19 protein-coding genes are annotated in these 18,513 nt (G+C 65.3%); 6 read left to right on the top strand and 13 right to left on the bottom strand.

Going from position 1 to position 18,513, the window contains the following annotated elements; genetic code table 11:
• Window positions 1-180: 180 nt before the first annotated feature.
• The gene (locus ACP7AX_RS16915; RefSeq protein WP_426228039.1) at window positions 181-453 is read left to right on the top strand and encodes a DUF2277 domain-containing protein; all 273 of its coding nucleotides are present in this window, start codon (window positions 181-183) and stop codon (window positions 451-453) included.
• A 104-nt stretch (window positions 454-557) separates the two neighbouring features.
• On the opposite strand, the gene ACP7AX_RS16910 is transcribed toward ACP7AX_RS16915, so the two are convergent.
• The 6 genes from ACP7AX_RS16910 to ACP7AX_RS16885 form a co-directional block, all read right to left on the bottom strand.
• Window positions 558-2,765 carry a heavy metal translocating P-type ATPase gene (locus ACP7AX_RS16910; protein WP_426228052.1) on the bottom strand — a complete coding sequence of 736 codons (2,208 nt, stop codon included), beginning with the start codon at window positions 2,763-2,765 and terminating at the stop codon, window positions 558-560.
• Window positions 2,766-2,850: 85 nt separating this feature from the next.
• On the bottom strand, window positions 2,851-3,081 hold the full coding sequence (locus tag ACP7AX_RS16905; protein WP_131683471.1) for a cation transporter: 231 nt from the start codon (window positions 3,079-3,081) through the stop codon (window positions 2,851-2,853).
• Window positions 3,082-3,142: 61 nt separating this feature from the next.
• A complete protein-coding gene (locus ACP7AX_RS16900) occupies window positions 3,143-3,457 on the bottom strand; it encodes a metal-sensing transcriptional repressor (protein ID WP_131683470.1) in 315 nt (104 codons plus the stop codon).
• 339 nt (window positions 3,458-3,796) lie between these two features.
• Entirely contained in the window at window positions 3,797-4,315 is a 519-nt protein-coding gene (locus ACP7AX_RS16895) for a universal stress protein (RefSeq protein WP_131683469.1), read from the bottom strand.
• A gap of 61 nt (window positions 4,316-4,376) precedes the next feature.
• Window positions 4,377-5,117 (bottom strand): class F sortase, encoded by a 741-nt coding sequence (locus tag ACP7AX_RS16890; RefSeq protein WP_426228036.1) that lies wholly within the window; start codon window positions 5,115-5,117, stop codon window positions 4,377-4,379.
• A gap of 154 nt (window positions 5,118-5,271) precedes the next feature.
• Entirely contained in the window at window positions 5,272-5,919 is a 648-nt protein-coding gene (locus ACP7AX_RS16885) for a hypothetical protein (protein WP_426228034.1), read from the bottom strand.
• Between the two features lie 276 nt (window positions 5,920-6,195).
• On the opposite strand from ACP7AX_RS16885, the gene ACP7AX_RS16880 reads away from it, so the two are divergent.
• From ACP7AX_RS16880 to ACP7AX_RS16870, 3 genes are all read left to right on the top strand, one after another.
• A complete protein-coding gene (locus tag ACP7AX_RS16880; RefSeq protein ID WP_131683467.1) occupies window positions 6,196-6,396 on the top strand; it encodes a hypothetical protein in 201 nt (66 codons plus the stop codon).
• 96 nt (window positions 6,397-6,492) lie between these two features.
• Window positions 6,493-7,614, top strand: coding sequence for a WD40/YVTN/BNR-like repeat-containing protein (locus tag ACP7AX_RS16875; protein WP_426228031.1), 1,122 nt, complete (start codon window positions 6,493-6,495; stop codon window positions 7,612-7,614).
• Entirely contained in the window at window positions 7,607-7,894 is a 288-nt protein-coding gene (locus tag ACP7AX_RS16870) for a MoaD/ThiS family protein (RefSeq protein ID WP_426228029.1), read from the top strand. Before ACP7AX_RS16875 ends, ACP7AX_RS16870 begins: the two co-directional genes overlap by 8 nt.
• Before the next feature lie 92 nt (window positions 7,895-7,986).
• Here ACP7AX_RS16870 and ACP7AX_RS16865 read toward each other — a convergent pair whose 3' ends face one another.
• From ACP7AX_RS16865 to ACP7AX_RS16845, 5 genes are all read right to left on the bottom strand, one after another.
• On the bottom strand, window positions 7,987-8,175 hold the full coding sequence (locus ACP7AX_RS16865) for a hypothetical protein (RefSeq protein WP_426228027.1): 189 nt from the start codon (window positions 8,173-8,175) through the stop codon (window positions 7,987-7,989).
• 185 nt (window positions 8,176-8,360) lie between these two features.
• A complete protein-coding gene (locus tag ACP7AX_RS16860) occupies window positions 8,361-8,597 on the bottom strand; it encodes a hypothetical protein (protein WP_108600514.1) in 237 nt (78 codons plus the stop codon).
• Between the two features lie 85 nt (window positions 8,598-8,682).
• A complete protein-coding gene (locus ACP7AX_RS16855; RefSeq protein ID WP_426228025.1) occupies window positions 8,683-9,957 on the bottom strand; it encodes a pyridoxal phosphate-dependent aminotransferase in 1,275 nt (424 codons plus the stop codon).
• A gap of 46 nt (window positions 9,958-10,003) precedes the next feature.
• The gene (locus ACP7AX_RS16850; RefSeq protein WP_426228023.1) at window positions 10,004-11,695 is read right to left on the bottom strand and encodes an alpha-amylase family protein; all 1,692 of its coding nucleotides are present in this window, start codon (window positions 11,693-11,695) and stop codon (window positions 10,004-10,006) included.
• The gene (locus ACP7AX_RS16845) at window positions 11,692-12,735 is read right to left on the bottom strand and encodes a TIGR03885 family FMN-dependent LLM class oxidoreductase (RefSeq protein ID WP_426228021.1); all 1,044 of its coding nucleotides are present in this window, start codon (window positions 12,733-12,735) and stop codon (window positions 11,692-11,694) included. Before ACP7AX_RS16845 ends, ACP7AX_RS16850 begins: the two co-directional genes overlap by 4 nt.
• A gap of 104 nt (window positions 12,736-12,839) precedes the next feature.
• Between ACP7AX_RS16845 and ACP7AX_RS16840 the strand changes: the two genes are divergently transcribed.
• Window positions 12,840-13,916: an ATP-dependent DNA ligase gene (locus ACP7AX_RS16840; protein WP_426228019.1), complete on the top strand. Its 1,077-nt coding sequence runs from the start codon at window positions 12,840-12,842 to the stop codon at window positions 13,914-13,916.
• Between the two features lie 128 nt (window positions 13,917-14,044).
• On the opposite strand, the gene ACP7AX_RS16835 is transcribed toward ACP7AX_RS16840, so the two are convergent.
• Window positions 14,045-15,625, bottom strand: a complete 1,581-nt coding sequence (locus ACP7AX_RS16835; RefSeq protein ID WP_426228017.1) for a DUF222 domain-containing protein — start codon at window positions 15,623-15,625, stop codon at window positions 14,045-14,047.
• Between the two features lie 423 nt (window positions 15,626-16,048).
• A complete protein-coding gene (locus ACP7AX_RS16830; RefSeq protein WP_131683458.1) occupies window positions 16,049-17,368 on the bottom strand; it encodes an MFS transporter in 1,320 nt (439 codons plus the stop codon).
• A gap of 378 nt (window positions 17,369-17,746) precedes the next feature.
• Between ACP7AX_RS16830 and ACP7AX_RS16825 the strand changes: the two genes are divergently transcribed.
• Complete coding sequence (locus ACP7AX_RS16825; RefSeq protein ID WP_426228050.1) at window positions 17,747-18,487, top strand: IclR family transcriptional regulator; 741 nt, start codon at window positions 17,747-17,749, stop codon at window positions 18,485-18,487.
• The last annotated feature ends 26 nt before the right edge of the window (window positions 18,488-18,513 follow it).

The raw sequence follows: 18,513 nt of genomic DNA, 5'->3' as shown, positions 1-18,513 counted from the left end.
TCCGAACGGTGTCGGCATCCCCAGCGGCCTCCGGCTTATCCGGAAGATCCATTACCTAGAACCTATCCCGGCCCCCAAACACTGTCGATGGGGACCGCTGCCCATACAGCCCTGCCCATGCACACCAGTGTCAAAAGGCAGGGGGTCGATCCCAGGCGCTCCAGAGCCTAGCATGGCAATATGTGCCGGAATATTCGAACCCTCCACAACTATGAGCCGCACGCCACCTCCGAAGAGGTGCACGCCGCCGCGCTGCAGTACGTGCGCAAGATCAGCGGTAGCACGAAGCCGTCCAAGGCCAACGAGGACGCTTTCGAAGAGGCAGTGCACGAGATCGCCCACATCACCCAACACCTGCTGGACTCGCTGGTCACCCATGCGCCAGCCAAGGACCGGGACGAAGAGGCCGCCAAGGCCAGGGCCCGGTCGGCAGTCCGCTTCGGCACTGCCTGAGAGTAAGGCCCAGGCGCGCTGCCTGATCGCGCTGCCTGATCGCACTGCCTGATCGCACTGCTCAAGCGCCTTGCTTAAGCACTTTGCCAAAGCAGATGCGGGAGTTACTTGCCGAAGCGCCGGAGCCGGAGCGAGTTCGCTACCACCAGTACTGAACTGGCGGCCATCGCGGCCCCTGCGATCATGGGGTTCAAGAGCCCCAGGGCAGCCACTGGAATGCCGATGGCGTTATAGAAGAACGCCCAGAACAGGTTGGTCTTGATGGTGGCCAGTGTCCGGCGCGACAATTCGATGGCTTGCGCCACCTGGCCCAGATCGTTGCCCATCACCGTGAGGTCAGCGGCTTCGATGGCCACATCGGTACCGGAACCCATGGCGATGCCCAGGTCCGCCTGCGCCAGCGCGGCCGCATCGTTCACGCCGTCGCCGGCCATGGCCACTATTGCGCCGCCCGCCTGAAGCTTGCGGACAGCTTCAACCTTTCCGGCGGGGAGGACGCCCGCGTAGACGTCGTCAGAGGAAATGCCGACGGCGGCCGCCACCTGCTGCGCCACTGCAGCGTTGTCACCGGTCAGCAGTACAGGCCGCAAGCCCAGCTCTTTAAGCCTGGCGATGGCGGCCGCGGATCCCGGCTTGATGGTGTCGCGGAGGCTGATGAGGCCCGAAGGTGCGCCGTTCACCGCCACCCAGATGGCCGTAGCGCCCGTCGCCTCCGCTGCCGCGAGGGCCTGCTGCTGGCTGGCCGAGATGCGGATTCCGTTGTCCGTGAGCCAGCCGGTCCGGCCCGCCAGGACAACCTGCCCCTCCACGGTTCCTTCGACACCGCCGCCCGGTGCTGAACGGAAGTTTTCGACGGCGGGCGGGCGCCCGCCGTCGAACGCGGCAGCTGCTATCGCGTGCGCGATCGGATGCTCCGACGCTGCTTCAACCGCGCCGGCGAGGCGCAGTACGTCCGTGGAGTGGTAGCCGTCGAAAACCACAGTGTTGTCGACGGCGAGTTTGCCAGTGGTCACGGTCCCCGTCTTGTCGAGCAGGATGGTGTCCACTGTGCGGGTGTCTTCCAGGACCTGGGGACCCTTGATCAGGATGCCCAATTGGGCCCCGCGGCCGGTTCCGGTGAGCAGCCCCACCGGCGTGGCCAGGCCAAGGGCGCAGGGGCAGGCGATAACCAGGACGGCAACCGCTGCGGTAAAGGCCGCGAGGAGTTCGGAGCCATCAACCCCGGGGCCGCTGAAGGCAAGCCACAGCACGAAGGTGAGCACGGCGATGACCAGCACCACAGGGACGAAGACGGCGCTGATCCTGTCGGCGAGGCGTGCGATGGGAGCCTTGCCGGTTTGGGCCTGCGACACCAGCCGTGCCATCTGGGCAAGCGTGGTTTCGGCGCCCACCCGCGTGGCGCGGACCAGCAGGCGCCCGGATGTGTTGATGGTGGCGCCGGTGACCTTGCTTTCCGGCCCCACCTCTACGGGAACCGACTCGCCGGTCAACAAGGAGGCGTCCACCGCGGAGCTGCCATCAATCACCACACCATCGGTAGCGATCTTCTCACCCGGGCGGACCACCACAACGTCGCCCACCCGGAGCTGGCCGGCCGGGACTTTATGCTCAGTGCCGTCGCGCAGGACGGTGGCGTCCTTCGCCCCGAGGTTCAGCAACGCCCTGAGGGCGTCGCCTGCTTTCCGCTTGGCGTTGGCCTCCAGGAAGCGACCCAGGAGCAGGAAAGTAGTGACCACAGCTGCAACTTCGAAGTACAGGGCGCCGGAATCCATGCCGGCCATGCCAGGGTGTTCGGTCATGCGCGGATCGATCGCCAGCTGCCAGACGCTGAAAAGGTAGGCCGCCGAGACGCCGATGGAGACCAGGGTGTCCATGGTGGAGGCAAGGTGGCGCGCATTGATCGCCGCAGCCCGATGGAACGGCCACGCTGCCCAGCTGACCACCGGAAGCGCCAGCACGCCCGCCACCCAACCCCAGTTCGGGAACTGCAGGGCAGGGATCATCGAGATCAGGAATACCGGAAGTGTCAGGACGGCCGCGACAATCAGCCGCGGCTTCAGCTTGGACGCAGCGAACGGTGCGTCGTGTGCGTCGGTTGCGGTGCTGGCACTTGGGGCCGGGTAGGGCGTGGGTGGTTGGCGGAGTTTTGCCGTGTAGCCGATGGCGTTGACTGTGTCCACGATCTGCTGGTCCGTGATGGCGGCCGGTACCGTGACCTGGGCGGATTCGAGGGGGAGGTTGACCGACGCCTGGACGCCATCGAGCTTGCCGAGTTTCCGTTCCACCCGGTTGACGCAGGAGGCGCAGGTCATGCCTTCGATGTCCAGTTCAAGCACCCTTGTTCCGGCTTGTTGAAGGTGGTCTGTGCTCACGGCGGGCTCCCGGATCTTCAGCCGTTTACGCGTCGTTGGCGACAACCAGGTAGCCGGCTTCGGCCACCGCTTCACCGATCTCGGACGGCGACAGTTCCTCGGCAGAGATAATGGTGACGGTGGAGATGCCTCCCGCGTTGAGTTCGACGTCGACCGTTTCAACCCCGGCGAGTGACTCAAGTTCCTCGCTCACGGACGACACACAGTGCCCGCAGGTCATGCCCGAAACGCTGACGGTGGTGGAGGTGGTGCTCATGGCTTGCTCCTTTGTAAGGTGCCCGCGGGTGGCGGGCTTTGGCTTGTCTTGTTGCTGGCTGTCAGCGCAGGAGACGGCCGATGGCTTCCGATGCCTCTTTGACCTTGGCGTCGATTGCTTCAGCCCGGAGGCCGGCATCCGGTTCCGCAGCGGCCCCGACCACGCAGTGGCCGATATGTTCTTCCACGAGCCCCAGGCTCACGGCGTGGAGTGCTTTGGTGACCGCGGCGACCTGCGTCAGGATGTCGATGCAGTATTTGTCCTCATCCACCATCCTGGCGATCCCACGCACCTGGCCCTCGATGCGCTTGAGCCTGCGAAGGTAGGCATCCTTGTTCGCGGTGTAGCCATGCACTGCTGCTTGGGTCGCTTCCATGCTGCCAGCCTATACCCGGTGGGGGTATATGGCAAGTACCCCCTGGGGGTATCAGCTTTACTGACCCAGGCGCGTGCCGCCGTCGAACCGCTCTTTGTTTGAAGCACAAAAAAGCTCCGGAGTGCGTTATTGGGGGATACGCACTCCGGAGCAGCTTTTGGGCAGATTCTCCCCGGCACCTTGGCCGGATCGCTCTACTTGAACCAGCTTACTTGCCGGTATGGCTGACCGCTACCACCTCGAATAACTACTTTCGCTTTATTATTTCTGCCGCCTGAATCGGCACCTCCAGCCGCCTTCACCGGCACCCTTAAAGGCCGCCCGGCCGCCAGTGAGGGCTTATTCGCGGTCCTCATGTGCAGGCCGCCGGTAGGGAACCACCAGCACGGGCCGGCTTTGATGATGGGCGAGCCAGTGACCCACGGAGCCGTTCAGCGCCTCGGCAATCCGGTGGGACAACCCTTTCTCGGACGTTCCGACGATGATCATCGGGGCGTTGCTTTCCGCGGCCAGCCTGGCCAGGGCACGGGCAGGATCTCCCGCCAGTGTCCGCAACGTCCACTCCACCTGAGGGCTCCCGGCGGGGACTGCGGCCAGTGACCGTTCGATGTCGGCCTTGAGCTCGTTGGTCACCGCACGGATATCCTCATCGTTCTGTTCCGGGTGAAGCGAGAGCCGGTGGGCGGACCGGGCCGGATCCCATTCCACCAGGTAACTGGCCTCGTCCACGTAGGCGCACACCAGAGGTGCGGACAGCCTGGCCGCAAGCGTTGCTGCCGTCTTCAGCACCTCGGGATGCTGTTTGGGCATCACCCCCACCAGGAGCGGGGCCGGACCATTGAATCGTTCTGGAGTCATATGCCCATTCTTAGCCTGCACGCCGCCACTTGAACAGAGCGCTCCCTGCCCGGCCAGGCCGCTAGGGAACAGCGGGCGACGCCGAAACCACCACGTTCTTTCCCCAAGGGTCTTCGGTATAACAACTGATCAGGACCACGCGGTTGGGAACCATGTCCCAGATGTCGCTGTCCTTGAGGCCGGACTTCACGTAGGTGGTCACGCTGTCCACGCGGTACGCGATGGTGCCGGTGGCTGTGACGACGTCGAACTCGTCGCCCACTGTTGCGGCCGAGCTGAGGTGGTTGAAGGGGGCATCCCTGCCTTCCCAACTGTGACCGATGATGTACGTAGTGTTGCCCGAGCCGTTGCCAGGGGTCCCGAACGGAGTCAGCCAGTACCCGTCCATCGTGGTGGGCGGGACGAGAGTCCTGCTGGAAACTGCCGAGGCGTCCGGCTCCAAAGGGTGGACGGCGGTGTCCATTGCCGCTGAGGGATAAAGGATGCGGACGGGTGCAGAGGCATCGGGCAGGGCAGGGGCGGCGGCACTTACGGCCGCGCCGGATGCGGGCCCAGGCGCCGGCGCCGTCGCCTCGCCCACCAGAGACAAGGGCCAGGGAACGGCCGACGGCGGGGCCAGCGGTGCGGCCGATGTTACCGCCGCGGGCAGGGCAGGTTCCGCGGGGTTGAGCAGGGGGGCGCCGAAGGTAAGGGAAAAGAAACCGAGGATGCCGCACAGCAGGATGGCAAGATCCCCCCGGTTCCACCCGCGGGTGCGCAGCCCGCGCCCGAGGACGCCGCGGTGGCCGGAGTGCTTCGGCATGGTGTCCCCTTGGAGATGAGCTTGTTGTGTCCGGGAAGGCCTCTCCGGAACGTTTAGGTTCGTGTGGTTGCGGTCCGAGGGCCGGGAATGCGCCGAGGGCGCCCCGCCTTGTTCGACGGGACGCCCTCGGACTGAATCCTCTCAACCCGCGGCGTCAGCCCGCCGTCGGCGATTCCGTGCGGGACCTGTGACGCAGTGCCACCAAGGCACCGGCACCGAGCAGGACGCCCAGTCCGGCCAGCCAGGTGGTGCTTTCGCCCGCCCCGCCCACGGAAGTCTGCGCGTTGTAGCCCTGGTTGGTGCCCTTGACTGCAGAGACTGCTGCTGCGGGAACCTTGGCAACTGCCTTAGGAGCGGCCGCCGGGGGTGCGGGTGTCACAGCGGCCGGCGTCAAGGCGACTGGAACTGGAGTCGGATCTTGGCCGCCAGTCTCGTCACCCGTCCCGCCGGTTTCTCCGCCCGGTTCCTCGTCGAACGGCTCCTCGTCTACCGGCTCCTCGTCCACGGGTTCTTCGTCGACAGGCTCCTCGTTCACGGGTTCCTCGTCTATGGGAGGAACAACCACACCGCAGTTCGTCAATCCGTCAGCTGTCCAGTTGAATCCCGAAGGGAGGAATTCGTTCGGTGCGATGATGTCGTCTTTGTGCACGTGGCCTTGGATGATCGCTGAATTTAGGGCGACGCTGATGACCTTGGAATCGTGGCAGATATCGACAAGTTTTTCGTTGTCGGCGGAGGCCGGTGCCGCGACACTGAACAATGCCAGCCCCACGACCCCCAAAGTTGTGATGGCTCGTTTCATGGTTTTTTCCCCAGTCTGTTTTGGAAACGGACCATGGTGGAGGGATAGCGACGGCTCTCGATGCCCCAACAGCATGGCCAGCTTGCTTATGACTTCAGGCTAGGGGTGCGGGTGCTGCGGGGTCGCGAGTAGGGGGTACTCGTCTTTGAATGGCGTTGACCTGCGGCGATACCTGCCTGTACCCGGAAAAGGGATTGCGCTACTCGGATTCAGGGCCCCTTGAACGATGGGAGGCCCAAGCCTAACGTTGGAACATATGAAAGGTGCGTGAGGGTCATGGAAATCTTCATGTGGTGGCTGGATCTTAACCTGGAAAGCAAGGAATGGCTGCGGGAGAATCTCCGGGCGGAGGAATTGCCGCTCCCTGTCCTGCAGGGCATAGCCGAAGCCGGTGGACCCCACCCGGGCACGCCCGTCGCGGTCCTCACCGAGGCTGACTGGGATTTTATCGAGACGCAGTCCGAGTTCGTGGATTAAGGGGAAGCCGCTGGCCCCTGCCAAGGGCACCCCGCTGCACGCTGCCACTCCACATAGCGAAGAAAAGCGTTGCGGCTGCCCGTGCGCGGTGGTTGCATGGGGTGCATGGCAACCGCAGAGAGTTTTGTCTTAGCAATTGGGACCAAAAAAGGCCTGTGGCTGGCCACGAGCCAGGACAGGCAGCAGTGGTCCTTTTCCGGCCCGCATTTCCTGATGGCTGAAATCCCCAGCATCGCCATTGATACCCGGGACGGCCGCACGCGGATCATGGTGGGCGTCAGATCCGAGCACTGGGGACCCACAGTTGCCCATTCCGATGACCTGGGTGCTACATGGTCCGAACCGGAACACGGGGCAATCACCTTTCCGGAGGGCACCGGGGCTGCGGTGGAACGAATCTGGCAGATCTACCCGGACACAGAGTCGCGGCCCGGCGTCGTCTGGGCCGGAGCCGAACCCATCTCCGTCTGGAAGTCGACTGACGGCGGCGAGCACTTCGAGCTCAACCGCGGGCTCTGGGACCACCCGCACCGCACCGAATGGGGTGCCGGCTATGGCGGCGCCGCAGCCCATTCCATCGTGGTGAGCCCCACCGGAGACAAGGTGCACATCGCCATGAGCACTGGCGGGGTGTACCGCTCGCTCGACGGCGGAACCTCTTGGGAGCCCAGGAATAAGGGGATCTCGGCCTACTTCATGCCGGATCCCAACCCCGAATTCGGCCAGTGCGTCCACAAAATTGCCGCCGACGCCGCCGTCGACGGCCGGCTCTACGCGCAGAACCACCACGGCGTCTACCGCACAGACGATGACGGGGAAAACTGGAACTCCATCGCAGAAGGCCTGCCGGCCGATTTCGGGTTTGTGATGCTGACCCATCCGCGCCGCGAAGGAACGGCATGGGTTGTCCCGCTGAAGGCCGACGGCGAGCGGATCCCGCCTGACGGAAAGCTTGCCGTGCACCGCACGGACGACGCCGGCGGTACCTGGAAGAGGCTGGACACGGGACTGCCAGGGCACGAATACAACAGCGTCCTGCGCGACGCCGCCGCGGTGGATACGGCTGAACCGGCAGGGGTCTACTTCGGCACACGCGGCGGTACGGTATTCGCCAGTGCCGATGAGGGGGAGACCTTCCGCGAGGTGGCTTCGCACTTGCCGGACGTCCTGTGTGTCCGGGCCGCCGTACTCTCAGGGGCAACTGTCAGCGGTGCCTGAGATCAGTGTGGTGCTGCCCAGCATCCTCCAGCCTCTGGCCGGCGGGCAGCCGGTGCTGACGGCTCCCGCCCCCGGGCCGCTGACCGTGGCTTCGCTACTGGATGCGGTCACGGGAGGATACCCGGTGCTGGGCAGGCGCCTGCGGGATGAAACCGGCGCACTTCGGCGGTTCGTAAATATCTACGTGGACGGCGACGAAGTGCGGCGGCTCCAAGGCCTGGACACTGAAGTGGCTCCGGGCCAGGAGGTGCTCATCATCCAGTCGGTGGCAGGGGGATAGGTGGCGGGGGGACAACTGACGGCAACGTTGCCGTTCTGGATTCCACAGGAGGGAATTGCCATGGCCAACCAGGGCCTGCAGTCCGCGATCGATCAGCAGGGCAGTGCCGTTGAGGTGTTGCGCAATGCCAGGTCCCGGCCCTTCACTTTTCCCGTCACCCCGGAGTTCACCAACTGGCGGCGTGAGCAGGCATCGTGGCGGGACTCGTGCGCGTTGCTGGACCAGTCGCCCCACATGGCGGACCTGTTCGTCAGTGGTCCCGGCGCGACGGAGTTTTTCACCTCAGTGGCTGGCTGCATTCACTGTCACGGCCGGATCCAGAGTAAAAGCAGGAGGCAGGAACGATTTTCTGCTAGCTGCTGGCTGCTGGCGCTGGCCGGCGGGCAGTCCTTACTGACTACACCCGCTATGGCCAGCGCCGCTGACTGTCACTGCCTGTGCTTGAAATGTTGCTTGAGAAGCCGGGTCAGGCGATTCGCCAGATCCGGCATTCCTCGGTGTTGATTGCCTTGCGCATTCCCGTGTGGTGGTCCATGATCCACACCACTCCGATGCCCGGTGCGGTTTCCTGGACGCTGCCGCGCCGGATGACCACATCGTCGTAGCTGGGGCCGACGGACAGCCGCGCCTCGATTTCGTCGCCTCGGTGGAGCTGGTCCAGGGCGCGGACTCGTGTCACATGGGTTCTGGCTTCCTTCAACATGGGGGCCTCCTGGCTGGAGCTGGTGCCTGCGCTTGCCGGCTCTTCCAGTGTGGCGGGGCAATGTTGCGGCCGCGTTTCCTCAGCGTTAGGGGCCGGTTAGTTCTCCGGCCGAAGTGTTGCCGGGCCGTTGCGCTTTGGCCGCCGATCGGGTGCGGTAGGCGGCCAGGAACGTCGAGATCCTGCGGACCGCCTCCTCGATTTCCAGCACGGTGGGAAGAATGACGAAGCGGAAGTGGTCAGGCGCAGGCCAGTTGAAGGCGGATCCGTGCGAGACGAGGATCTTTTGGTCCCGGAGGAGATCAAGGACAAATTCCTCATCGCTCCGGATCGGGTAAAGCTCAGGATCGAGGCGGGGAAAGAGGTACATGGCACCTGCGGCGGGGACACACGTGACGCCGGGGATTGCCGTCAGCAGGTTGAAGGCGAGGTCGCGCTGTTCCCGCAGCCTGCCGCCGGGCCGGACCAGAGCATCGATGCTTTGGTAACCGCCAAGGCAGGTCTGGATTGCATGCTGGGCGGGGACGTTCGCGCACAGCCGCAGCGATGCAAGCAGTTCCAGCCCTTCCCGGTAGTTCGCCGTGGCCGCCATTGGTCCGGTGACGGCCACCCAGCCCGCCCGGTACCCGGGCATGCGGTAGGCCTTCGACAGCCCGCTGAAGGTCAGGCAGCAGACGTCTTCCGCTACTGCCGCCGTATGGATGTGCTGCGCCTCCTCGTAGAGGACCTTCTCGTAGATCTCGTCGGAGAACAGGACAAGGTTGTGCTTGCGGGCCAGGGCCGCGAACTGCTCCAGGATGTGCCGCGGGTACACGGCACCCGTGGGGTTGTTCGGATTGATAATCACAATGCCTTTGGTGCGCCGGGTGATCTTTGCCTCGACGTCGGCCATGTCCGGCCACCACTGCTCTGCCTCGTCGCACAGGTAGTGCACCGGTTTGCCCCCTGTGAGCCTCACGGCGGCTGTCCACAGCGGGTAGTCCGGGGCGGGGACGAGGATCTCATCGTCGTTTTCCATGAACGCCTGCAGGCACATGGAGATCAGCTCGCTCACACCGTTGCCGATGAAGATATCCTCGACGCCGATCTGCATCAGGCCGCGGTTCTGGTAGTGCTGCGAGATGGCGGTGCGGGCCGAGAAAATGCCTTTGGGATCGCTGTAGCCCTGGGCGCCCCGTAGATGATGAATCATGTCCACCACCACCGATTCGGGAGCTTCCAGTCCGAAGGGTGCGGTGTCCCCGAGATTCATTTTCAGAATCCGGTGCCCTTCGGCCTCCAACTTCTTGGCAGCCTGGGAAATCGGCCCCAGCAGTTCGTACCGGACGTGCTGGAGTTTGCTGGAGTGCTGCATTGTGCCCATGCGTCGATCCTTTCAGATGCGTCGATCCTTTGAGATGCGGCATCTTTCAGATGCGCCGGTCCCCCGGCCGCTGGATCCTGAACCAGCGGTAGCCGTAACGGCCCAACTCAACGGTGAAACCGCCGTCGGCCTCCAACGGCACATTGCCGCCGTCGAGCAGATCCAGCAGGATGGCGCCGCCGAACGTCTCATTGGGATTTTCCGGCGAGGAGACCTTCGCTGTGACCGCGGCCGGCTGGGCGGCCAGGTTGTGGGCCAGGACCATTGTTGACCCGGCGCGCGTGCAGCTGTGCAGGAGGACCCCCGGATCTGGCTGCTTGATGAGTTCGAAGTCGCCCCAGCTGAGCTCGGGGCTCTCCCGGTAGCGCCGGATGAGCGTGGCGATGAAATTCCATAGGGAATCGGGGTCCCTCACGGCCTGCGCTGCGTTGATGTTCTTCGGCCCGAAGTAGCCTTCCACGACCTGCGCCACCAACTTGTCCGCGGGTGCGGTGGAGAATCCGCCGTTGTCCGTTTCATTCCACTGCATCGGCGAACGAACGGCCGAGCGGCCTTCCGCGCGGAGATCTTCACCCATGCCGATTTCCTCGCCGTAGAAAAGGACAGGTGTCCCGGGCAGGCAGAACATCAGCGAGTAGACCATGCGCAGCCGGGCGGGATCGCCGTCGAGCATCGGCGGGAGGCGGCGCCGGAGGCCCCGTCCGTACATCTGCATGTCCGGGTCCGGGCCGAATGCCGCGAATACTTCCTCACGCTCGTCGTCGGTGAGCTTGTCCAGCGTCAGTTCGTCGTGGTTGCGGACGAACATTGCCCACTGGTTATCCGGATGGATGGCGGGCCGGCCGGCGAGGGTTTTGGCCAACGGGCGGGCATCCTCCCTGGCCAGGGAGAGGTACAGGTTCTGCATGGTCAGGAAGTCGAACTGCATGTTCAGCTCGTTGCCCTCTTGCCCGCCGAAGTACTTCACTTGCTCCTTGTACGGGAGGTTGACCTCGCCCAGGAGCACTGCGCTCCCGCTGCGCCGGTTCAGGAAGCTGCGCAGGGCGGCCAGGTAGTCGTGCGGATCGATCTTCGCCGCATCATCCTTGGATACGCCCTGCAGTTCCAGGAAGAACGGAACCGCATCCAGCCGGAAACCATCAAGCCCCATCTGCAGCCAGAAACCCATGGACTTGGCGATCTCGTCCCGGACCTTCGGGTTGGCCACGTTCAGGTCCGGCTGGTGCTTGGCGAACATGTGCAGGTACCACTCGCCGGTGGCCTTGTCCTGCGTCCAGATGGACGTTTCCTCGCCCGGGAACACCACCTGTTCGGACGTGTCCGGGGGAGTGTCCTTACGCCACACGTAGTAATCGCGGTAGGGGTTGTCCACGGACTTTTGGGATTCCTTGAACCAGGGGTGCTTGTCCGAGGTGTGGTTGATGACGAAGTCCGCGATCACCCGCATGCCCCGGTCCTTTGCGGTGCGGATGAACTCAACCACGTCCCCCAGCGTTCCGAGGCGGGGATCCACGCCGTACATGTCGGTGATGTCGTAGCCGTCGTCCCGGTCCGGGGACGGGTAGAACGGCATCAGCCAGATGCAGGTGACGCCCAGGGCTGCGAGGTAGTCCACGCGCTGGGTGAGACCGGCGAAGTCCCCGGTGCCGTCGCCGTCGTCGTCGAAAAAGGTTTCCGGGTCCAGGCAGTAGATGACGGCGTTCTTCCACCAGAGGTCCGACGTTTCAGCGATTCTCATGGGGTGGTCTCCTTGACGGGTGACTCCAGCGCGGGTGACGCAAGTGCTGGGGATTCCAGCGCGGGTGACCCCAGCGGAGGTTTGGGGCGCAGCTGCGGCAGGACATCGGCCGCAAAGGCGTCAATGAACGGGGTCTGGTCCTGCCCCACGAAATGCAGGTACAGCTCATCGAAGCCGAGGTCCGCGTAGCCGGCAAGCCACTCGGCATGCTGCTGCAGGCTGGCCGAGACGTTCACGGCTTTGCGGACCTGATCCTCGCCGATGTGGGCACTGACGGCGTCGAAATGTCCCGCCGTGGGGAGATCCCACGGGACGGGCGGGGCGAAGGTGTTGGTGCGCCACTGGTCCATCGCGAATGCCACGGCGTCCTGTTCCCGCGGAGCCCACGACAAGTGGACCTGCAGCACCGCCTTGCCCTTGCCGCTGTGCTCCCGGTAGGCGGCCAGCATGTCCGTCAGCTTTTCTGCAGGCTGGTTCACCGTCACCAGACCGTCCGCCCAGCCCGCCGCACGGCGCGCGGTGTCCACGCTGATGGCCGGCGCGATCAGCTGCGGGGCAGGCTCCGGGACATCCCAGATCCGGGCCTGCTCCACGGTCACCAGCCCGTGATGGGTCACTTCCTCGCCGCGGTGCAGCCGCCGAATGATCTCCACGCACTCCTCAAGCCGCTGCTGCCGGGTTTCCTTGGGCGGCCAGGCATCGCCGGTGACGTGCTCGTTCATGTTCTCGCCGCTTCCCGGGGCCAGCCAGAACCGGCCAGGGAACATGCTGGCCAAGGTGGCCGAGGCGTGGGCAATGATGGCCGGGTGGTAACGCTGGCCGGGGGCCGTCACCACACCGAGTTTCAAAGACGTTGTGGCCAGCGCGGCGCCCAGCCAGGACCAGGCGAAACCTGAATGCCCCTGCCTGGCCGACCACGGCTCGATGTGGTCCGAGCACATGGCGGCGTCAAAGCCGGCCTGCTCGGCGTGCTGGACGTCCTTGAGCAGCTGTCCGGGACTGATCTGTTCATGGGAAGCGTGAAATCCGATAGTGGGCATCGTTAAGGTCTACCGTCCCGCAGTGGGCAGTGTCGAGGCCCTCAACTGGGCTTTTGCCGCCGAAGGCCTTTCGCCGCCGCCGTGGCCGGGCAAGAATGGGCACTATGGACCTTCCCGTGATGCCTCCCGTTTCGCCCATGCTCGCCAAATCCGTCAGCGGTGTGCCGGACGGCGACCTGAGCTACGAACCAAAGTGGGACGGCTTCCGGTCCATCATTTTCCGCGACGGGGATGAGGTGGAGATCGGCAGCCGCAACGAGAAACCCATGACCAGATATTTCCCTGAGCTGGTGGAGGCCCTGAAGGAGAACCTGCCGCCGCGCTGCGTGGTGGACGGCGAAATCGTCCTGGTGGGCGCCGCAGGGGACCGGCTGGACTTCGATGCCCTCCAGCAGCGCATCCACCCGGCCGCGAGCCGGGTCAAACTTCTGGCGGAACAGACCCCGGCCAAGTTTGTAGCGTTCGACCTGCTGGCCCTGGGCGACGACGACTACACCGGCCGCCCCTTCTCCGAGCGCCGCGCGGCACTGGAGGAGGCGCTCGCCGCCAGCAAGGCACCCGTCCATCTCACCGCCGCCACCCGGGACAAGGAACTCGCCGAACAGTGGTTCCAGCAATTCGAGGGCGCGGGCCTGGACGGGATCGTGGCCAAGCCTGTTGGCGGCAGCTATCAGCCGGACAAGCGGGTGATGTTCAAGATTAAGCATGAGCGCACTGCTGACTGCGTGGTGGCCGGTTACCGGGTGCACAAGAGCGGTCCGGACGCGATCGGCTCGCTGCTGCTCGGGTTGTACAAGGACGACGGCGCCTTGGCCAGCGTGGGGGTGATCGGCGCCTTCCCGATGAAACGCCGTCAGGAATTGTTCGAACAGCTCCAGCCGCTGGTTACGGATTTTGACGAACATCCCTGGGCCTGGGCGAAGCAGGAGGAAGGCGAACGGACGCCCCGGAAGGCCGAGGGCAGCAGGTGGAGCGCAGGGAAGGACCTGTCCTTTGTTCCGCTGCGGCCTGACCTGGTGGTGGAGGTCAGGTACGACCATATGGAGGGCGAGAGGTTCCGCCACACAGCCCAGTTCAACCGCTGGCGTCCGGACCGTGACCCGGAATCCTGCACCTACGCCCAGCTCGAGGAACCTGTTAATTTCGACCTGGCTTCCGTGCTGCAGACCGGCCAACAGTAGGCGCGGGGGGCGTCAGCCCTGCCAGTCGGGGCAAGTGTAGGCAGGCCGGCCAGAGCAGGCAGTCCGGCCAGCCGCCGCGGCTAAAGGCCCGGACTCCCCGGGACGGACGCCCGGGCGTGAGTGATCCTTCAGCTGGCGGTGTGGAGGAACCGTTCGATTCCGTCTTCTCCGAGGGAGAGGCCCACCTGGATGAAGTCGGGATGGCCGGGACCGGGGCCCTGTTCTTGTTGGGGTTGTTGGGGCCAGTGGGGTGGTTCCCAGTCGTGGGGTTCGGCTTTGTAGCGCCGGCCGGTGGGTGAGGTCCAGCCAGGTGGTTGGTTTCTGGCGGCGGTGGTGGGTGTCCAGCCGGTGCCGTGTTTGAGGTGGTGGTGTTTGGGGCAGAGCTGGGCGAGGTTGCTGATGCCTGTGGTTCCGCCGTGGGCCCAGGCGATGAGGTGGTCGGTGTCGTTGTCCAGAGATTGGTTGTTGCAGCCGGGGAAGGTGCATTTGCCGTCCCGGAGGTGAAGGGCATGTTTCATGGCTTTGGTGAGCCGGTAGCTGGTCCGGCCGATCTCCAGCGGTGCCCCGTCCCGGGGATCAACCAGGACCCGGTAGAAGGACTCGGCCCCGTTGGCGACCAGTTCCCTGGCCATCGAGGCCGGGATCGGCCCGTACCCGTCGAGCATCGCGGGTTCATCGGTGGCACCGAGCAGGGCGAACACCGACACCGTGACCAGGACCTGCGCCCGCGGGGTGGGGACCTTGCCGGGATCATGGCCTTCCCCGGTGCCGGACTCTTCCCAGGTGCCGGACGCTTTCACGGTGGTGTGCGGGGTGCCGGTGGTGTGCGGGGTGCCGGTGGTCAGGAGTGCGGCGGCGAACGTGTCGGCGCGGAGTTGGGTGAGGGTGCGGGATTCCCCGGGGCCCTGCAGGCCGCGGGAGATGGCGGTGGTCCGGTTCCAGATCGCTGCGGCCTGGTGGGCCGGGAGGTGGGCGGAGATCCAGGCCATCCCGTCCTGGTCCGGGGTGTATTCGACCCTGCGGTCCAGGACGGCCTTGGCGTGGCGTTCCTCGATGCTCTCGGTGTGGTGGCGTTCGCGCCAGGTCCGGGCCTTGGCCCGGAACCGGAACGCCGGCATTTGTCCTGCAGGGCAGGCCCGGGCCCGGTCCGGGGTGTCCGGGCCGGGGTCCAGGAAGTGTGCTTCCAGCCCGGCAGCACCTTGGGGGTCAAGGGTGGCGGCTTCGTCCACCATGACCCGGGCGTGCTGCCAGGAGATGGTCCCTGCCTGGAGGGCGGCCAGGGTCAGCGGCAGGGCGGTGGTGAGCATCTGTGCCTGGCCCAGCAGGGCACCGGCGGCACGCTCGCCGATGGTCAGGACGCAGGCGATTTCTGCCCGGACCGCCATTTCCTGCCCTGCAGCGTCCCCGGGCGCGGTGCAGGGACCAGCGATCAACGCCGCGGTTTCCACGTATTTCGCGGCAGCGAGAGCCTTCACAGCGGCCAACCGGGGCTCCGATCCCGCGATCCCGGCGAGGATCTCCAGGCAATCCTCGGCCAGGCAAGCCGCCGGATCAGCACCGGAATCCAAGCCGGAATCCGTCCCGGCATCCGCAAGGGAAACCGTCCCGGAATCCGCTCCCACACGGGCCTCGGTGACCACGGCGGCAAGCACAGCGAAGCCGGCATTGATCGCCGCCAAAGCCCCCGCCACCACCGCGCTTGTTCCCATGAATTCATCATCACAGGTGGGTCTGACATTAACGCTTCGGGATGCGGGCCCCGGCCCGAAGACCGGAATTCGCCCGGCAGAACGGCTGGGCGAGTGGAAAGCCGAGGGGAGAGGGAAGAGCCGAGCGCCAGCGAAAAGGCGAGCGTTTGGCACTTGCTGGCCGTCCGCCGTCGTACTCTTCCACTTTCCCCGGGGCCTCTGCTTTCCCTGCGGTGTTGTGGGCTGCCGGACAGCCGCGCGTTGCTACATGACGCTCCAGCTGCTTTGGTCCCGCCGGACACGGAAAGCCTCCCCGGTCCGAGCAAAAACACGGAAAAGCCCGGCGCGTCCGTGGACGCGCCGGGCATTCCGGTAAAGCAACCGGTCAAGCAACCGGGGAGGAAAACCGGGGAGGAACGAGCGGGCAGCCGTCCCCCACAGGATCTACTTGAGGCCGAGCTGCTTGGTGGGGACCTTGAAGGTTTCCTTGGCGGTGAGGGCGGAGATTGCTGAGATACCGCAGATCACGGCGGTGAAGATGCTGATCTGGACCCAGCCGCCGGGCCGGATGCCACCCATGGCTGCAACGATGGCCGGTGCGAATCCTGCCATCAGGAAGCCCAGCTGTGTGCCGATGGCCAGGCCGGAGAAGCGGACCTTGGTGCTGAACATCTCGGCGTAGAAGGACGGCCAGACGGCGTTCGAGGCTGCGTAGCCGCAGGAGAAGAAGCCGATCGCAGCCAGGAACATCAGGGGCACGCTGCCTGACTCCAGGCTCAACAGGAACACGGGGGTGAGGACCGCACTGGCTACGGCGCCGTAGATGAAGACCGGCTTGCGGCCGATCTTGTCGGCCAGCATGCCGAACAGCGGCTGGGTGCCGAGGGCCACCAGGTTGGCGCCGACAACGAGCCAGAGGGTAGTGGTGCCGTCAACGCCGGCGACGGTCTTGGCATAGGTGATGGCCAGTGTGCCGAACACGGTGGATACTGCGGCGATGAAGGCGCAGGCAATGACGCGGAGGACGTCGCGCCAGTGGCCCTTGAGCAGGTCGGCGACGGGGAGTTTGGAGATCTGGGCGGTCTTCTGCGCTTCCTCGAAAGCCGGCGGTTCGTGCAGGGTGCGGCGGATGAAGAAGGCCACCAGCACCACCACGGCGCTGAGCCAGAACGGGATGCGCCAGCCGATGCCGAACTTGATCTCGTCCGGGAGGGCCAGGACGGGGATAAAGACGAGAGCGGCGAGGATCTGGCCACCCTGGGTGCCCGTGAGGGTCCAGGAGGTGAAGAAGGAACGGCGGTTGTCCGGTGCGTGTTCCAGCGTCATGGAGGAGGCGCCGGCCTGCTCGCCTGCAGCGGAGAGGCCTTGGCAAAGGCGCGCCAGCACCAGGAGGGCCGGAGCCCACCAGCCCACGGTGTTGAAATCGGGGAGGCAGCCGATCAGGAACGTCGAGGCGCCCATCAGCAGCAGGGTGAACATCAGGACTTTCCGCCGGCCAACGCGGTCACCGAAGTGGCCCAGGATGACTGCACCGACGGGCCGCGCCACATAAGCGAATCCGAAGGTGGCGAAGGACATAACGGCCGCGTTGGCCCCGGCATCCGGGAAGAAGACCGTCGGGAAGATCAGGGCGGCCGCTGAGCCAAAAATGAAGAAGTCGTAGTATTCGACGGCGCTGCCGAGGAAGCTGGCGAGGGCTGCTTTCTTGGGCGTCCCGGCCGGGGCAACAGTGCCCGGCCCGGCGGACGGAAGTGTCTGGCTCATGAAGTTCCTTAGATGTGACGACATTGTCGCGGATGGATCGGGGGTTCGCAGCCGCACTGCCGACGGTGTTGGCTGGCGCGGTGCGGCTGGAGTCCAGTGAAAGACCCGGACCAGTAGCCACATGGTGGGAGCTACTTGTGCGATACAGCAATCATGACTGTGAGGACGGTCACCTGTCAAGAAAATAATCACCATCTAGAAATTGTTCCCACGATGTGGCAACATCGAGTCATGAGTGTGAATCAAACCACAACAGCCGACGGCGTCAGTACTGACCCGAACGAAGCTTCCGTTGGGGCTGCGGCCGGGTCCGGGGAAAATGGCGGGGGTGCCGGCGAAAAGTCGGAGGCGAAGGCGGCCAAGGCGGACCGTACCGACATGGTGGGGAAGGCCCTGGGGCTGCTGGTCCTCCTGGGTGACGAGCCCCGCGGTGCAAGCGCCGCGGATATCTCACGCCGCGCCGAACTCCCCTTCAGCACCACCTACCGCCTGCTGGCGTCGCTGACGCGGGGCGGATTTGTGGACTACGAGCCGGACGGCCGGCGCTACCACCTGGGCCTCCGGATCTTCCAGCTGGGCCAGCGGGTATCGAACCATCACGGTTTTGCCGGAACTGCGCTCCCGGTCCTGCGGCGGGTGACCGAGCAGACCGGCGAGGCCACCATCCTGAGTGTCCGCGACGGCCATCACCACCTGACGGTGAACAAGGTGGACGGTCCGCAGACTTTCCGCGTCACCAGCGATCCTGGTCATCTGGGCGCCCTTCACGCAACCGCGGTGGGCAAAGCCCTGGTGGCTTTCGCCGATGACGCCGAGCGCGAAAGCCTGATCGAGGAGCTTGAGCTGGCGCCGCTCACAGAGCACACCATCACCGACCGTGCAGTTTTCCGCACGGAAATGGAGAAGGTGCGCCGCCAGGGCTACGCCGTCATGGATGAGGAGAACGAGAACGGGATGCGGGCCGTGGCTGTGCCGCTGCTCAATCCCCAGGGCCACGCCTTCGCCTCGCTGGCCACGGCCGTCCCCGTTTTCCGCCTCAGCATGGAGGCCCTCCTGGCGCACGTTCCCCTGCTGCAGGAAGCCGCCGCCGAGCTGGCGGCCCGCCTGCCGCAGCGGTGATGCGCGGCTCCGGCCGGGAGGGGGCG

The sequence above is a fragment of the Pseudarthrobacter sp. DSP2-3-2b1 genome (genome assembly GCF_049895945.1).
Taxonomy (GTDB): Bacteria; Actinomycetota; Actinomycetes; order Actinomycetales; family Micrococcaceae; genus Arthrobacter.
The sequence above is the reverse complement of the archived record's forward strand: the minus strand, read 5'-3'. Positions and strand labels throughout refer to the sequence as shown.

What these genes read in the sequence shown, in the direction of transcription:
- ACP7AX_RS16900 (WP_131683470.1), bottom strand. Translation starts at nt 3,457, where the DNA reads ATGGAAGCGACCCAAGCAGCAGTGCATGGCTACACCGCGAACAAGGAT.
- ACP7AX_RS16850 (WP_426228023.1), bottom strand. Translation starts at nt 11,695, where the DNA reads ATGAGAATCGCTGAAACGTCGGACCTCTGGTGGAAGAACGCCGTCATC.
- ACP7AX_RS16895 (WP_131683469.1), bottom strand. Translation starts at nt 4,315, where the DNA reads ATGACTCCAGAACGATTCAATGGTCCGGCCCCGCTCCTGGTGGGGGTG.
- ACP7AX_RS16910 (WP_426228052.1), bottom strand. Translation starts at nt 2,765, where the DNA reads ATGACCTGCGCCTCCTGCGTCAACCGGGTGGAACGGAAACTCGGCAAG.
- ACP7AX_RS16840 (WP_426228019.1), top strand. Translation starts at nt 12,840, where the DNA reads ATGGACCTTCCCGTGATGCCTCCCGTTTCGCCCATGCTCGCCAAATCC.
- ACP7AX_RS16885 (WP_426228034.1), bottom strand. Translation starts at nt 5,919, where the DNA reads ATGAAACGAGCCATCACAACTTTGGGGGTCGTGGGGCTGGCATTGTTC.
- ACP7AX_RS16845 (WP_426228021.1), bottom strand. Translation starts at nt 12,735, where the DNA reads ATGCCCACTATCGGATTTCACGCTTCCCATGAACAGATCAGTCCCGGA.
- ACP7AX_RS16835 (WP_426228017.1), bottom strand. Translation starts at nt 15,625, where the DNA reads ATGGGAACAAGCGCGGTGGTGGCGGGGGCTTTGGCGGCGATCAATGCC.
- ACP7AX_RS16890 (WP_426228036.1), bottom strand. Translation starts at nt 5,117, where the DNA reads ATGCCGAAGCACTCCGGCCACCGCGGCGTCCTCGGGCGCGGGCTGCGC.
- ACP7AX_RS16880 (WP_131683467.1), top strand. Translation starts at nt 6,196, where the DNA reads ATGGAAATCTTCATGTGGTGGCTGGATCTTAACCTGGAAAGCAAGGAA.
- ACP7AX_RS16905 (WP_131683471.1), bottom strand. Translation starts at nt 3,081, where the DNA reads ATGAGCACCACCTCCACCACCGTCAGCGTTTCGGGCATGACCTGCGGG.
- ACP7AX_RS16860 (WP_108600514.1), bottom strand. Translation starts at nt 8,597, where the DNA reads ATGTTGAAGGAAGCCAGAACCCATGTGACACGAGTCCGCGCCCTGGAC.
- ACP7AX_RS16825 (WP_426228050.1), top strand. Translation starts at nt 17,747, where the DNA reads ATGGTGGGGAAGGCCCTGGGGCTGCTGGTCCTCCTGGGTGACGAGCCC.
- ACP7AX_RS16830 (WP_131683458.1), bottom strand. Translation starts at nt 17,368, where the DNA reads ATGAGCCAGACACTTCCGTCCGCCGGGCCGGGCACTGTTGCCCCGGCC.
- ACP7AX_RS16915 (WP_426228039.1), top strand. Translation starts at nt 181, where the DNA reads ATGTGCCGGAATATTCGAACCCTCCACAACTATGAGCCGCACGCCACC.
- ACP7AX_RS16875 (WP_426228031.1), top strand. Translation starts at nt 6,493, where the DNA reads ATGGGGTGCATGGCAACCGCAGAGAGTTTTGTCTTAGCAATTGGGACC.
- ACP7AX_RS16855 (WP_426228025.1), bottom strand. Translation starts at nt 9,957, where the DNA reads ATGGGCACAATGCAGCACTCCAGCAAACTCCAGCACGTCCGGTACGAA.